This window comes from Enterococcus eurekensis, assembly GCF_042654605.1.
GTDB lineage: Bacteria > Bacillota > Bacilli > Lactobacillales > Enterococcaceae > Enterococcus_I > Enterococcus_I eurekensis.
The window spans coordinates 1-15,641 of sequence record NZ_JBHSGT010000004.1 but is presented as its reverse complement, the minus strand read 5'-3'; the positions used below and the strand labels follow the sequence as shown (position 1 = coordinate 15,641).

Below are 15,641 nucleotides of genomic sequence, written 5' to 3'. Positions count from 1 at the left end.
CCCCACTGAAGCTTGATATGGATAACTAACAAACCATTTGAAGCTAGCAATAGCGAACCGAAGAAAAATACCTTGTTCCCGCTGCGTCAAAAGACGAAATGTGAATTACTCTGGTTTAGTGCTTTAGCACTTAACTAGAGTTTGAAGCTTTCGAGCTGAGAGACTACAGGCTCGAAGCGGTCTCGCAGCTTTTGTCAACAAGGTGATTTTTCGCAGGGGAGCGGGAGGCTCCGCCCCTCTTTTCTAATGTCAAAAAAATCGATAGAGAAACAATTTCCTCTACCGATTCTGACGATTATTTTTACTCATTTTGGGCCCATCAACACAATTTGACGAACAACCTAGATTATTGTCTGGTAACGCTGTAAGCATTGATGTTACGAAACCATTTTGGGCTAGCCCCACTTAAATATTTAGGCCTGTTCCTGTAAAAGAAAAATCTAACGAGTCTGTTTGAGTCAACGTTTTAAAGCTACTAGGATTTAAACGCATCATTATTTCACCAAATGCTAAAATTTTCATCGTTTATCCCCTTTTTATTTTGCTAAAACTTTTTTTGTTAGTGCAAATAATGCTTTAACATCTTCCGGTCGTGTATTGCCTGTCTCAGAATCAATAATCGAGCTATAAATATGTGGAATAATTTTTTTAACGCCGGCATCTACTGCTATTTGTAAAATCGCTTCAAAGTTTTCTAAATCAATTCCACCAGTTGGTTCTAAGGTGAAATCATTTTCGCACAAGCCTTCGCTACCGCTTTATATTCGTCCAAATGTACCAAGCCATTCATTGGGAAATACTTGACTGAGGATCCACCCATATCTTTTAATAAGGCAATCGCCACTTCAATCGTCACTTCTGCGGCAGGCATTTTAGCAGAAAGTGGACCCGTCGCAATATTGACATAACCAACTTTACCTGTGGGTGAAACAGGCCCATTAATAAACGTTTCTTCTTGTTTTAAAACCGCACGTGAACCACCTACACCTGTGAATACTTGATTCACATGTTTCGGATGCAACTCTTCAGTTAAACGAGTCCCCATTGTACTTTGATTTGGATCACCTGCACCTAATCCGATTGATAACGCATTATTCGTCGCTTCTTGATATTGTTTCATATCATCAATAGCTGATTGATTGCTCGCATATTTTTTCGATAAGACGCCTAAAACAATATGCCCTTCTGCTGCATCATAACAGTCCATTGCATTGTCGACTGTGTTGGCTAATACATTCAAACAAACTTGACCTTGATAAAATTTTGGTGCTCTAATCATCTTCATTTTCCACTTTCAAAATACCACTTAATTTTTCTACAATTACAAACATCTCTGTCTGGTCAACTGCTCGAATATCGAACTCGATAACACCGTTATTTGCTTGATACTCTCGCGTGTAGATCGCCGTCTCACCTTTTTTCAGTTCTTTGATAACTTCTAGTGCGGTATGATTACCGGTTATCACTACTTTTGCTCGGTAAATCGCACGACCAGCTGCATCTTGAACAATCGAAGCCTCAATTCCTTTAATTTGGTTTAACGAATCAATAAATGGTTTGAGTCTGGCTTTCATTTGATCGCCATCTTCTGAACCTTTTATTATAAAATCTTCTATCGCTTGTACAAAACCTAAAATGTTTTCTTTGCCGATTTTCATTGATCGACCCAAACCTTTACTTTGTTCTTGTATCCAAGAAACATAAGGTTCTTTCCCAACAACTAGCCCCGAACTTGGACCTTCAATCGCTTTAGCTCCACTATAAATCACTAAGTCGACTCCTTGCTTATAATAAGTAAAAAGATCTTCTTCAGCTGCAGCATCAACAATTAAGGGTAATTGATATTCTTTCGCAATTTTAACCATCTCTTGAACGGAAAGCATACTTTTTTGAACGGTATGATGACTTTTAATATAGAGTAACGCGGCTGTGTTCTCTGTAATTTCCATCGCGACTTGCTCCGGAGTGCATTCATTCGCATAACCTGCTTCCACAACCATACCTCCGCCTTGTTGTACCATTAATTCTACGCTCGTACCATAGTTGACATTATGTCCTTTAGGTAAAATAATGTCACGGCGTGTGATACGAGGTGTGTAAGGATGCATCGTATGATAAGCATCGCCTCGACCAATTAAAGCTGCTACTGATTGGGCAATGCCTGCGCTAGCTGAAGAAACGACGGTCGCATTTTCTGCACCTAATAATTTTGCAATATAACGCCCCGACTGGATGATTAATTCTGACATCTCAAAGAAATTTTGACCGCCAACTTTTTGAGCTGCACTAACAGTATCACTGACTTTCGAGACGCCTAGAATCGTCATTTTCCCACTGGCATTAATGACTTTTTTCAAACCATATTTCTCATAAACACTCATTGTTTTGCCTCCTCAACAGGGTAAACTTTTCCTCCAACAATCGTCATAGTTGGTTGAATTTCTTTTGAAACGATTGCTTCATTTCCATTGGAATCGATTAGATATTTCTCTTTATTCTTAATTTTAAAGAGGGTCAAATCGGCATCTTTTCCAACTTCTAACACACCTTTTGTCGTTAGATGGAAATTTTTAGCCGGGTTTTCTGTTACCATCTTCAAAATATTTTCCAGTGAAATTCCTAAATAAAGAGCCTTTTCCATGGTTGTAGCCAAATCAAAAACAGGTCCATTTTCACGATTTCGATGATAAATATCGGTACTAATCGTTTGACACAAAAAGTTCTCTTGAACCGATTTTTTCCCAACTTTAAAATTAAAACTGTCCGTTCCATGTCCGATATCAAATAAAATCCCTCGGCTATATGCATCCAAAACAAAGGGTTTTACCTTCTCATTTTTATCCATAATACCATTAGGTTTACCGTTATAACAATGCGTTACAATATCCCCAGACTCTAATAATGATAAGACTTCATCTAATGTTGGGGGCGCGGAACCAATATGAACCATTAATGGAATTCCCTTCGCTTTTTTCTGTAATTCTTTTGCCAGCTTTAATGGCAAGATACCATTATCACCAACAACTGTTTTACTCATTCTCGCTTTAATTCCAACGATAAACTTTGGAAATTGAGCTAAACGTGCTAAATTTTTTTCTTGATTAATTTTACTTAAATCGGCTAATTCATCTTGATGGACGATTCCATCTTCAGAAATATTCATTAATGCGAAAACATTTGTTTTAGCTTGTTGCGCGAGTTGATAAAAATCACCAATATTCTTCTCGCCAGCCGTTCCAGCATCAATGACCGTCGTCACTCCTTTTTTAATGCCAATTTCATCAGGAAAATCATAATATAAGTCCATTTTTTCATAGCAGTGAACATGGCTATCAATCCATCCGGCAGATATAATTGTCTCTTTAGCAGAAATAACGGATCGACTCGGTTCATTAATTACTGAAGAAATTAGCACGATTTTTCCCGATTGAATACCGACTTCAAGCGGTTCACCTGTCAATGTCCTGCCCTCTTTGATAATTAAATCTAACATGCGGTTTCCTACTTTCATTGGAATAAGAATTTACTCCAAGGCTTAATGTAATCAAGTAACAAATGCTCATCATCAATAATCTGACCGACTTTATTTTTCCGATTATCTTGATGTTCTTCTAAAACAATTTGTAATTCATTTTTATATTTTCCAAAAAGATCATTTCCTATCACTATGTCTCCTCTTTTAAAGACCAAGTGATTATCATGAACTGGATTAGCATCTTTTTGATAAATTTTACGAACAACGGTCGAACGAACCATTCTAGCAGTAATATCTCCTCGTCGAACATGTTGATTTTTTAGCACAATTTCTTTTTCAACGTCGTTCACTTCCGGTACAAATTCTACCTCAAAAGATAATTGGTAACGATTAACCTCACTCATCACCTGTAATTCTGCTTCCGAAGCATAAGCGTTGCCAATAATAACATCATCGATTAAGCCTATCGCAAATAAATGTTTCGTTTGAACTTCAATTGGTAAATAGCGATGCATTTCAAGCGTTGGTAAACCATCATTGACATCCCACGGTCCAAGTGTTGCTTCGTTTGAAGTGACAAAAGCAGCTGTACGGATACCTTGATTCTTAAAACGTTGACTACAAGCAACAAAAAAATCAAGTGACAAGGCCGATCTGTCTTGTGGATAGAAATTATGACAGCCGTAGATAAATGGTTTATTCGCCTCATATGTCAAAATATTATCTAAATATGCAACATCATTACTCATATTTAATTCAATAATTAAACCATACGGATTAAACGACAATAGAGCTTCTTTACTGCCATCAAAACCTAAATCTAAACGAATACCGTCCGCTCCAACTTCTTCAAAAAATGACAAATCATCATATGATATATTTAAGGCTTCAAAAATCGCTGGTGCAATATCTAATATAACTTCAAAGTCCAAGCTTTTAGCATAATCAATAATTTTCTTAAACTTATTAAAAACACTTTCTCGACCTTCGCTAACCTCTAACATACTCATAAAAATACGCGAAAACCCATATTTTTTTGCTAAAACTAAATAGTCCTTACCTTGATTAAAATCGCTATTATCTGGATATAAAGAAACACCTAATCTTCTTTTCATATTTTCCCACCTCTTTGAGATTGACCATAACATTATAATGTTTAAACGTAAACATTTTTCGAAAAAAAAAAGACAAAGAAGACTGCTCCTCTTTGCCCTAAACTTCATATTCAATACTATATGCATGTTTTTTAACATCATAATACCCAATAGAATATTCAATTAATTCTTGATGACGGCTATAAGAATAGCGATGTCTTCTTAAAACGTACGGTGTTGTTAATTGTAATTTTTCTTGAAGTTCTTTCGAGGCCTCTACGATATCAAAATCATCTTTTATATTATTAATGACATAACCATGATGACTTAGCCAACTGTATAACGATGCTTCGTCTCTTAAAATTGAAGAATAATCACTAATCCATGGTAAGTAATGTTCAAATAAAATGAACGGTTTTTCATCTAAATAATAAAGTCGCGTTAATTTCAAAACTTTCGATCCGATTTGTTCTAAATTCAATCTAGTTTCTGTTGCATTGATTTCTTCGATCGTCAAAAATTCTTTTCGAATATCTAAACCATCATTTTCTAAAATCGTCGAGAAAGAAACGGCTTTTGATAACTTATTGAACGGACGATTACTAATTACGGTTGTTCCAATTCCACTTTTTTTCTCTAAATAGCCTTCTTGGACGAGAATCTCAACAGCTTTTCGAATCGTTATTTTACTAACAGAAAAAGCCACTTCTAATTCATTTTCAGTAGGAATTAAACTTCCGACAGGATAGACTTCTTTTAAGATATCTGTTTTCAGTGTATTCGCAACTTCTAAATAAAGTACTTTTTTTCCTATCATCTGTTTCCTCCACCTAAAAATATTTCATTATATTAGTGTTATTTTAACATGGAGTTCAACGAGTTTAAAGTCGAAAGCACTTTAATTGAAAAATACTTTTTAATAACCATTTCTTAAATCACGTTCATACTCTGTTTCATTTGAACGGCTGACACGACGAGCACGTCCTTTAATCGGCATTTTTTGTAAAGCACTCAACACACGTGGCCCTTTTCCATTTAAAATTTCCACAAATGTTGATACATCCATTAAGTTAATGACACCAATATCATCGGCTGTCACGCCTTCAATATTACAAATTGCCCCTACAACATCGCCTGGGCGCATCTTCGTTTTTTTACCAGCATTGATGTGAATTTTCATAATGTCTTCTTTAAAATCAAGCCCTTTTTCTTTGCGAATCGTTGGACGTTGACCTTGTTTCCGGCTAAAGTCCATTCGATATTTATCGACTGTTGCACGACTAGGACGCGGGATTTCTTCAATCAAACGTTCTTGACTCGTTAACAATTCATCTAATTGCAATTTATCGTTAATTCCCACAAATGACAATGCTTTTCCTTTGTTTTCAAAACGTGCGGTACGACCAATTCGATGAACATAGGTTTCTGTTTTGTCAGGTAAATCATAGTTCACAACTAAAGCAATATCAGCGACGTCAATTCCTCTTGCCGCGACATCGGTGGCAACTAAATGTCTAAAATAGCCACGTTTAAAGTCACTCATCACACGCGTACGATCTTTTTGTTCCATACCACCATGCAACATTTCCACTTGTACACCTAAGCGAGCAATTTCTTTTGTTAAACGTTCAACCATAATTTTTGTATTACAAAAAATAATACTGCTTTCAGGATTATCCACAATAAAAAGGTCTTTAAAGGCCTTCATTTTATCCTCTTCATCCACACGAATAAATTGTTGACGAACATGAGGTTTCGCCTGTTGTGATGGAGCAATTTCAATTAACTTTGGCGAATATAAAAATGAATCAGCTAGTTCTTTAACTGCTTTGGGCATTGTCGCTGAAAATAACGCGGTTGTTCGTGCCGAAGGTAATTCATTTAATATCTCTTCCACTTGTTCAATAAATCCCATCGCTAACATTTCATCAGCTTCGTCAATAATTAACGTCTCAATTTTTGACAAATCAATTGAACCTCTCACAATATGATCAAACAACCGACCAGGTGTTGCAACGACAATATGTGTGCGTTGCTTTAAATTCTTGACTTGTGATTGATAGGAGCTTTTACCATAAAGGGCTTCAACTTTTAAACGTTTGTAGCGCCCGATATTAAATAACTCATCTTTAATTTGCATCGCTAATTCTCGAGTCGGCGTTAAAATCAAAGCTTGTGGTGCGCGCTCTTCCCAGTCGACATTTTGTACCAATGGTATGCCAAATGCTGCTGTTTTTCCACTACCAGTTTGAGATTTCACAATAATATCTTTATTATTTAGTAATAATGGTAAGACTTCTCTTTGAACCGGTGTCGGTTCTGTATACTTCAAAACCGTTAGCGCTTTAACAATCGATTCGTCAAGCTTGTAATCTGAAAATTTATTTTGTTCCATTTTAATTAATACATCCTTTAGTTAAACCAAATTCACAGACCTTGATTCAGTTTATTATTTTCGCTTTAACAGTTTAACACGGTTTTCTGAAAATTACACGAATAAGGGTATTTTCTCATTATCATATAGCAAAATAAATTGACTGATTTCATTTTCCTAGCACTTTTTGGCCCGATGATTAACGTGCCTCTTATCCGATAATTTCCCATTAAACAATTAAAATAACTCTGTGTTTTTTAAGATAATAAGTTCTTTTTGATTGTCTATTCCCTCTGTCGTTTTATCTTTAATACTACCGCACACTCTTTTTCAGAGTAAAAAACACCTTTATATAAAATTCAATCGATTGAAAGAATTTTAGTATAGAGGTGTTTTTCAATAAATTAAATATTTTCTTAATCTTTGGTCGAAATCGCTTTATTTAAGTTCCATTTCTTTATTAACAAATGTGCATCTCCAGTAAACTCAATAAAATCACAACCATTTTTAGGGAAAAAACGTGATGTCATTACATACTCGCCATCATTAATAAAAATTTCTATTGATGATTTATCCATAAACAATTGGATCTTTTCTAACTCCTTCAACTCAATCTGTCGTTTATTTCGTCCAAAGCCTGAAGGGCCATGTTGTAGGGTTAAAACCCCATTATTGTATTGTAACACTGTATCCTCTCGCATTTTAATAGCAAAATTGCCTTGTTCCAATATCTCAATACACATTTCGTAGACTTCTCCCTTCAAAAACTGCTCATTCTTGAGGGATTTTTCATAATGATATTTTTCTTCTCTACAACGTAGTACTTCATATTCTTTCAATGGTTTTTGATATAACTTTCCTTTTGTTACGGTAATTTCTCTAGGCAGTGTAGCGGCATGTTGCCATCCTTTATTCGCTGTAGGATAAGAATATTCTGGCATGGTATCACCAATCCCCATCCAAGCAATTAAAATTCTTCGTCCTTGTTCGTCTTCAAATGTTTGCGGAGCATAAAAATCAAATCCTCGATCAAATTCAATAAATTTCCCCGATTGTTTAAACTTGGCTTGTTGCCAATCGACATTTCCAAGCATGTAACCTGATTGGTAAACATTTTGAAATTCAAAATCCGAGCCATTGACACCTTGAGGCGAAAAGACAAGTACCTCTTGATTATCAACTTCAAAAAAGTCAGGACATTCCCACATAAATCCTAGCGAAAAATCATCCCCAAAGAAATTTCCTTGATAGGACCAGTCATCTAAGTCATTAGACTTAAATAACGGAATTTTCCCTTCATTATCACGAGTTCGTGCACCTAGCAACATCCAATACTCACCATTTTTTTCAAAAACCTTGGGATCACGGATATGATTCGTAAATTCTTTTGGATAGGTAGCGTGAGGAATGACTACTTTTTGGCTATTAATTTTAAATCCATCTTCACTAACAACATGAACGGTATTTTGTTCACGACCACTGAATGTATAGTCATGATCACCTTCTAACTTGACATTTCCCGTATAGAAAAAATGGATTTTACCATCCTTGACTAGCGCGCTACCGGAATAGACACCGTCACGGTCATAAGAATGATTAGGGTATAAAAATATTTCCTCGTCTTGAAAATGGACCAAATCTTTTGATGTTTTATGTCCCCAATGAATCACGTCTTCGCCGGTTGCACTTGCTGGACCATACTGATGATAGAAATGGTATGTACCATTCAATTGGCATAATCCATTGGGGTCATTCATCCAACCTGTCGTCGGCATTAAATGGTAAGCTAGGCGCCAATGATCTTTTTTGATTTTTACTTTTAACTCCTCTTGCTTTTTGGCCAACTCTTGCAAGTATTTACTCATTTCTACCGACATGCATATCTCCCCAATATTTTGTTATTATGCAATTTCTTTAATAATTGCTTTACGTTGTAATTGAACACAAATGAAACCAACAGCAAATGAAATCAAGATGACTAAGATGTATTGAATCATTTTTCCAAAATCACTTGTGTATAGTAGTAAACCTGGGATAAAGGTAATCCCCATTCCTGTTGCAGATAATTGTAAAATATACGTTAACAATCCACCTGCAGCACCACCAACAGCGCCTGAAGCAAAGATTCTTAGCGAACGTAAGTTAACACCAAATAATAGTGGTTCGGTAATTCCAAATAGTGTTGGAATCGCTGCACTAATCGCATTTGATCGTTTAATTTTATTAGTCATTAAAAACGCTGTAGCAATAGCCGCACCAAATTGTCCAGCCATACTCGCCGTTCCTAAAACTTGCAAGACATTTGTACCAGAAGCATTCAACAAGCCAATTTCGATAATACTAATCGAATGATGTAGACCAGTAATTACAATTGCTTGTTGCAAAGCTGAATAAATAATATAACCAATCCCAAAAGGCGCTTCAACCAAGAAAATAATACTACTAATAACTGCAGATTCAGCCGTTTGTAAAATGGGACCTAGAATAAATAGAACCAAAGCTAACGTAATCGTAATCGTTAAGAATGGTGTAATAATTAAATCCATGATTTGTGGTACAAACTTTCTAAGTGTTCTTTCAAGATAAGAAACCAACCATCCCACAATAATAGCTGGGAAAATAGACCCTTGATAGCCAACAATTGAAAGTCCAAATAATTTTAATGGTTCGACACTGCCCCCAGCAACCGCCCAAGCATTAGGTAATTGTGGTGCAACAAGCATTAAACCAACTACAATCCCGATAATTGGATTACCACCGAATTTTTTAGTCGCACTATAAGCAATTAAAACGGGTAAGAAAGCAAAAGCTGTGTCTGTAAGCATTTCAAACATTGATAACCAATCTGCACTAAAATTAACACCTAATTCAAGTAAAAGACCACGAATCCCCATTAATAGTCCTGTTGTTACTAAAGCAGGAATTAAGGGAACTAAAATATCGGCTAGGATTCTTACAACTTTTTGAACGGGACTTAAATTGGCATAGACGTCTTCTTTAAAATTTGATTTATCCTCTTCTCGATCTCCAACAAATGTTGAAAAATCTTGATAGACTTCATTTACTTTTCCAGTTCCAAAAATAAATTGATGTTGCCCTGTATTAAAAAAGTAGCCTTTACTGCCTACAACATTTTCCGCTTTTTCTTTTGACACTTTTTGATCATCTTTGACAATAATTCTTAATCTTGTTGCACAATGCTCAAAATTTTTGATGTTGTCTGCTCCACCAATGGCATCTAATAATTGCTTAATTGTTTCTTCATTTCTCATTTTTCACCCTCCATAAAATAAATCGTTTACATTCGTGACTATAAGTACTGGAACCGGTTCTATAAACAGAGTAACAGGAACCGGTTCCTTTTGCAAGAAAAAAATTAGCAAAAAGTACTTTTTAGAAAAGATCTTTTGCTAATTTTTGATAAATCTACGGTTTAATCCTTACTTCTCGTAAGCGAGCGCGTTGAAGCTTTAATGTTTAATTCATTTTTCATCTCTATCGTTTCAGGAATTTCCTGTGTTTTTAGGAGCTTTCTCAAATTGTCCATTGCATAAATCCCTAGTTCCCAGTAAGGATATGTGACCGTTGTAATTGCTGGATTCACATAATTTGTCGATTCGTAGCCACCAAAACCACTAAGTGAAAAATCTTCAGGAACTTTATATCCTAGCTCATAAGCCGCTTTTAAAACAGCAATCGCGATATTATCAGTCGCGCAAGCAATGTACGTTGCTTGTGTATTCTTTAAAAACTTAAGCGCCTTTTGGTAGGTATCTTTTTTTGAAAAGGTTGTTTCAATCGTTTGGACTGTAGCTCCGTTTTTTTGAGCCTCTTCAATAAACCCATTTTTTCGTAAAACGCCCACCGCATAATCTTTAGGGGTTACACCGACAAACAAGATTTTCCGGTGTCCTAAGGCTAACGCGTGTTCCGCCATTTTTTTTCCAGCTTGATAGTCGGCGTGAACAATTGAATGCACCCCTTTTATTTCTTGTCCCAACACCAAGATTGGAATCGACGATTGTCGGACTTTCTCCGCCAATGCATCGTTCATTTCTCTTCCGAAAATAATAATTCCTGCGACTTTTTGCTTCGTAAGCATGTCAATATTTTCTGCTTCACGTGCATCGTCTTGATTGGAGTTCGTAATAATCAGCTGATACCCTCTTTTATGTGCCTCCTCGTCAATCCCCCCTAAGACATTGTTCGTTGAAGGTGAATTTAAACGAGGAATGATTACACCAATCATGTAGGTGTGTTGCGCTTTCAAGCTTCTTGCAAAAGGATTCGGTCTATAGCCCGTCTCATTAATTACCTTCTCAATCTTAAGTCGTGTCGCCGCGCTCACTTGACCATTATTCAAATATCGAGAAACGGTGCTCTTAGCAACACCAGCCAATTCAGCGATATCATTTATTGTCACCATTTATGTTCCTGCTTTCTGACATACTTTAGCATCACTCGCTTTAAGTAGCCCTTGCTATAACATTCATAGTATAGCAAATCCTCATTTTTTTGTCTGCTTTCTAAAAAAGAAAAAAGAAGCAACCATCGTCACTTCTTTTTTCCTATCTTGTTTACGTTAAATTAATTCCGATACATCTTCAATTCTAAGAAAAAGTCGTTATAGATACCGATATACTCAGCACCTAAGTTTTCATAAACTTCTAAGCGTGACACCAGTTCATCGCTCGGATAGAATTGTTCATCTTCTGTAATTTCAGGTGGTAGAAGTTTTAAAGCTTCTTTATTTGGCGTAGAATAACCGATATATTCAGCATTTTGAGCCGCAACTTCTGGTTTTAAGAGGAAGTTGATAAAATCATACGCACCTTCTACATTTTTCGCATTATGGGGAATCACGATATTGTCAAACCATAAATTTGATCCTTCTTCAGGAATCACATAATGCAAATGTTCATTTTCATACATCATGTCTGCTGCTTCACCTGAAAAAGTAATCGCGACAGGACTTTCTTCATTAATCATATACATTTTGATTTCATCCGCAACGAGCGCCTTGATGTTTGGCATCAAGCTACGTAATTGCATCACGGCTTGATTTAGTTCAAAGTTACTCTTACTATTTAATGAGTAACCAAGACGATTCAGACCAATTCCAATCACTTCACGTGCACCATCAATCATCATGATGCTGTTACGTAATTCTGGATTCCATAGATCACTCCATTTAGTCATATCATCACCATCGATGAATTTATCATTATAGACAATCCCTAACGTTCCCCAAAAATAAGGAATGGAATATTGATTTCCTGGATCAAAACTCATATCCAAGAAACGTGGATCGATATTTTCAATACCTTCAATCCGACTATAATCAATTTTTTGAACGAGGTTTTCTTCCATCATTTTTTCGATCATATATTCACTGGGAATGGTTAAATCGTATGAAACGCCACCTTGTGCTAACTTGGTAAACATCGCTTCATTTGAATCAAATGTCTCATAATTAACTTTATAGCCATATTCTTTTTCAAACTGTTTTAATAAGTCAGGGTCAATGTAATCGCCCCAGTTATAAATATTTAAGACTTTGGCACCAGCCATTCCGCTACTTTTTTCAAGCTGTTGTGCTCCGAAAAACAAAAGCAGAATAATCGCTAGAATTCCAATAATTAACGATTGTAATTTTTTCATCGGATTTGTGCCACCCCTCTTGTTGCAATTTTGCCTTTTCTTAATTTTTTCGGCACATTGTCTTTACTAATAAAGTAATAGCCAATTACTAAAATCATTGAGAATAAGAAAACGAGGGTGCTTAATGCGTTAATTTCTAAACTGATTCCTTGACGGGCTCTTGAATAAATTTCAACTGACAACGTACTAAAGCCATTACCAGTCACGAAGAAAGTTACCGCAAAATCATCTAAAGAGTAGGTAAATGCCATGAAGTAACCGGCAATAATTCCTGGTGATAAAAAGGGTAAAATAATCCGTTGAATCACTTGGAAATGATTTGCTCCAAGATCAAGTGCAGCATCAACCATTGAATCGTTCATCTCTCTTAATTTTGGTAGAACCATCAAGACAACGATTGGAATACTAAAAGCAATATGCGAGAGTAAGACACTCGTAAACCCTAAGTTGAAATTACGGATAAAACCGCCTAACGTTGTAAAGAAAATCAAGAAACTCGCACCAATAATAACATCCGGTGAAACAAGTAAAATATTATTTAAACTCATAAAAATATTGCGCATCCGACGTTTTTTAGTGTAATAGATTCCCATAGCCCCAAATGTCCCAATAATTGTTGCAATTAAGGCTGATAAAAAGGCTAAGAAAAAGGTATCTAATACAATAATTAACAATCGAGTGTCTTCAAAGACTGACTGATAATGTTCCCAAGTAAACCCGGTAAATTCATTCATCGTACCACCTGCGTTGAATGAATAAAAAACTAGATACAAAATCGGTGTATACAATAAGATAAAGACCACTGTTAAATAAAGACGTGACCAAATTTTACTCTTCATCATTTTTTACCACCTTTTCCTTTCTCACCTGTTAAAAGCATGACTAGGAACATCGCGATAATTAAAATAACTCCAATTGTTGAACCCATCCCCCAGTTTTGTGTCACTAAGAAATGTTGTTCAATCGCAGTCCCTAAAGTAATCACTCGGTTTCCACCAATTAAACGCGTTAACATGAAGAGAGAGAGTGATGGAATAAAGACGGCTTGCACGCCACTTTTGACACCATTTAATGACAACGGGAAAATCACACGGCGAAAGGTTTCGAAAGAATTCGCACCTAAATCACGACTGGCACTGATCAATGACGGATTCATTTTTTCAAGCGCATTGTAAATTGGAATAATCATAAATGGTAATTCAATATACGTTGCAACCGTTAAAAAGCTCACGTCTGTAAACAGAATTTGCTTGGCTCCGATTCCAAAGAATGAAAGGAAACCATTTAAACTGCCATGAATCCCAAAAATTCCGATGAAGGCATAGGCTTTTAATAGTAAGTTAACCCATGTTGGCAAAATAATCAGGAGGAGCCATAAATCACGATGTTTTAATTTTGTTAAAAAATAAGCAGTCGGATAACTAATGACTAGTGTGATTATAGTTATTAAAAAAGCATACCAAATGGAGTTAAACGTCATCGTTAAATATTTTCCAGAGGCAAAATACGTCTGATAATTTGCTAAGGTAAACTGACCATTCATATCAAAGAACGATTGATAAACAATCATTAATACTGGTGCTAATACGAAGAGTAGCAACCATAATAGATAAGGAACCGCATAAATGCGTCTTACTTTTGTCATTTCTTCCCTCCTACTCTTCGTAACTTTCAAGACGTGCGTCAAAGTCTTCTTCAGACTCATTAAAACGCATGACGTGAATATCTTCTGGTTCAAAGAATAAGCCAACTTGGCTACCTTCAACCGCTTTACGAGTGGAGTGAACCATCCATTCATTCCCATCTTGGTCATAGCAGATGATTTCATAGTGCACACCGCGGAACAATTGTGTGTCGACACGAACGACTAATTTGCCTTTATCAACGGTGGTTAGTGACAAGTCTTCTGGACGAATCACAATTTCTACTGGTTCATTCGGGCGCATACCACCATCGACACATTCAAATTGTTTTCCAACAATTTCAACTAAATAGTCTTCAATCATCGTACCTTTAATAATGTTACTTTCGCCAATAAAATCAGCAACGAATTTATTAATCGGTTCATCATAAATATCAACAGGTGTTCCACTTTGAATAATCTCGCCATGATTCAAGACGAAAATCTCATCACTCATTGCTAGTGCCTCTTCTTGATCGTGTGTGACGAAGATAAAGGTAATCCCTAGACGCTGTTGCAACTCGCGTAATTCATATTGCATATCGGTACGTAATTTTAAATCAAGTGCCGATAATGGCTCATCTAATAGTAAGACTTTTGGTTCATTAACAATCGCACGGGCAATTGCGACACGTTGACGTTGTCCGCCAGACATCTCACTAATTTCACGGTTCTCATAGCCACCCAAACGAACTAAGCGTAAAGCTTCTTTGACTTTTTCTTGAATTTTATTTTTTGGTAATTTTTTAATTTTAAGGCCGAATGCCACGTTTTCAAACACATTCATATGTGGGAATAGTGCATAATCTTGAAAGACAGTGTTTACTTGGCGTTGATTCGCAGGCACGTCGTTAATGCGTTTTCCTTCAAAAAACACATCTCCTTGGGATGCCTCAGAAAACCCTGCAATTATCCTTAATATTGTTGTTTTACCACAGCCCGAGGGCCCAAGTAACGTATAGAACTTTCCTTCTTCTATTTCAAAATTGACGCCTTTTAAAATCACATCATCGTCAAATCGCTTCACTACATCCGTAAATGAAATGATCGGTTTTCTCATTTTGTATCTTTCCTCCCAATGGTAGATTATATGCTCTTTTATACCCGTTTTTTCGTTTAACTGTTAGTCTTTCGAACTGTTCGTTTTTTTTGATTTCAGACCAGAACATACTTGTTAAGAATATGGTTTTTCACATAGAAATACAAGTAATATTTCTTTTTTTCGCTATTTTCCTCAAATGAGCCAATATATGGTATGATAAAAATAATTTAAAATCACTATTTACATATTAAGTCTTGTGGTATTAAGTCAAGTGATAAGTAGATTTGTTTTCATTGCTTTCATAGATTTTAGGC

12 protein-coding genes and 1 pseudogene are annotated in these 15,641 nt (G+C 36.0%); all 13 read right to left on the bottom strand.

The genetic code is table 11. From position 1 onward, the window contains the following. Nucleotides 1–536: 536 nt before the first annotated feature. Nucleotides 537–1,279, bottom strand: a pseudogene (gene dagF / locus ACFO3L_RS00355) (2-dehydro-3-deoxy-phosphogluconate aldolase). Continuing rightward, the gene (locus tag ACFO3L_RS00350) at nucleotides 1,272–2,381 is read right to left on the bottom strand and encodes a DgaE family pyridoxal phosphate-dependent ammonia lyase (RefSeq protein ID WP_379962803.1); all 1,110 of its coding nucleotides are present in this window, start codon (nucleotides 2,379–2,381) and stop codon (nucleotides 1,272–1,274) included. The pseudogene dagF and the gene ACFO3L_RS00350 overlap by 8 nt, the downstream one beginning before the upstream one ends. Further along, the gene (locus tag ACFO3L_RS00345) at nucleotides 2,378–3,493 is read right to left on the bottom strand and encodes an amidohydrolase/deacetylase family metallohydrolase (RefSeq protein WP_379962802.1); all 1,116 of its coding nucleotides are present in this window, start codon (nucleotides 3,491–3,493) and stop codon (nucleotides 2,378–2,380) included. Before ACFO3L_RS00345 ends, ACFO3L_RS00350 begins: the two co-directional genes overlap by 4 nt. 14 nt (nucleotides 3,494–3,507) lie before the next feature. Next, nucleotides 3,508–4,590, bottom strand: a complete 1,083-nt coding sequence (locus tag ACFO3L_RS00340) for a DUF871 domain-containing protein (protein ID WP_379962801.1) — start codon at nucleotides 4,588–4,590, stop codon at nucleotides 3,508–3,510. Between the two features lie 97 nt (nucleotides 4,591–4,687). Continuing rightward, nucleotides 4,688–5,386 (bottom strand): GntR family transcriptional regulator, encoded by a 699-nt coding sequence (locus ACFO3L_RS00335; protein WP_379962800.1) that lies wholly within the window; start codon nucleotides 5,384–5,386, stop codon nucleotides 4,688–4,690. Between the two features lie 99 nt (nucleotides 5,387–5,485). Beyond that, complete coding sequence (locus ACFO3L_RS00330) at nucleotides 5,486–6,964, bottom strand: DEAD/DEAH box helicase (RefSeq protein WP_379962799.1); 1,479 nt, start codon at nucleotides 6,962–6,964, stop codon at nucleotides 5,486–5,488. A gap of 395 nt (nucleotides 6,965–7,359) precedes the next feature. Continuing rightward, nucleotides 7,360–8,820, bottom strand: coding sequence for a glycoside hydrolase family 32 protein (locus ACFO3L_RS00325; protein ID WP_379962798.1), 1,461 nt, complete (start codon nucleotides 8,818–8,820; stop codon nucleotides 7,360–7,362). A 24-nt stretch (nucleotides 8,821–8,844) separates the two neighbouring features. Beyond that, nucleotides 8,845–10,215, bottom strand: a complete 1,371-nt coding sequence (locus ACFO3L_RS00320) for a PTS transporter subunit EIIC (protein WP_379962797.1) — start codon at nucleotides 10,213–10,215, stop codon at nucleotides 8,845–8,847. A 161-nt stretch (nucleotides 10,216–10,376) separates the two neighbouring features. Further along, nucleotides 10,377–11,369, bottom strand: coding sequence for a LacI family DNA-binding transcriptional regulator (locus tag ACFO3L_RS00315; RefSeq protein WP_379962796.1), 993 nt, complete (start codon nucleotides 11,367–11,369; stop codon nucleotides 10,377–10,379). Nucleotides 11,370–11,530: 161 nt separating this feature from the next. Next, nucleotides 11,531–12,604, bottom strand: coding sequence for an ABC transporter substrate-binding protein (locus ACFO3L_RS00310; protein ID WP_379962795.1), 1,074 nt, complete (start codon nucleotides 12,602–12,604; stop codon nucleotides 11,531–11,533). Then, a complete protein-coding gene (locus ACFO3L_RS00305) occupies nucleotides 12,601–13,443 on the bottom strand; it encodes an ABC transporter permease (RefSeq protein ID WP_379962794.1) in 843 nt (280 codons plus the stop codon). The genes ACFO3L_RS00310 and ACFO3L_RS00305 overlap by 4 nt, the downstream gene beginning before the upstream one ends. Beyond that, nucleotides 13,443–14,249 carry an ABC transporter permease gene (locus ACFO3L_RS00300; protein ID WP_379962793.1) on the bottom strand — a complete coding sequence of 269 codons (807 nt, stop codon included), beginning with the start codon at nucleotides 14,247–14,249 and terminating at the stop codon, nucleotides 13,443–13,445. Before ACFO3L_RS00300 ends, ACFO3L_RS00305 begins: the two co-directional genes overlap by 1 nt. 10 nt (nucleotides 14,250–14,259) lie before the next feature. After that, nucleotides 14,260–15,345 carry an ABC transporter ATP-binding protein gene (locus tag ACFO3L_RS00295; RefSeq protein WP_379962792.1) on the bottom strand — a complete coding sequence of 362 codons (1,086 nt, stop codon included), beginning with the start codon at nucleotides 15,343–15,345 and terminating at the stop codon, nucleotides 14,260–14,262. Nucleotides 15,346–15,641 lie beyond the last annotated feature (296 nt).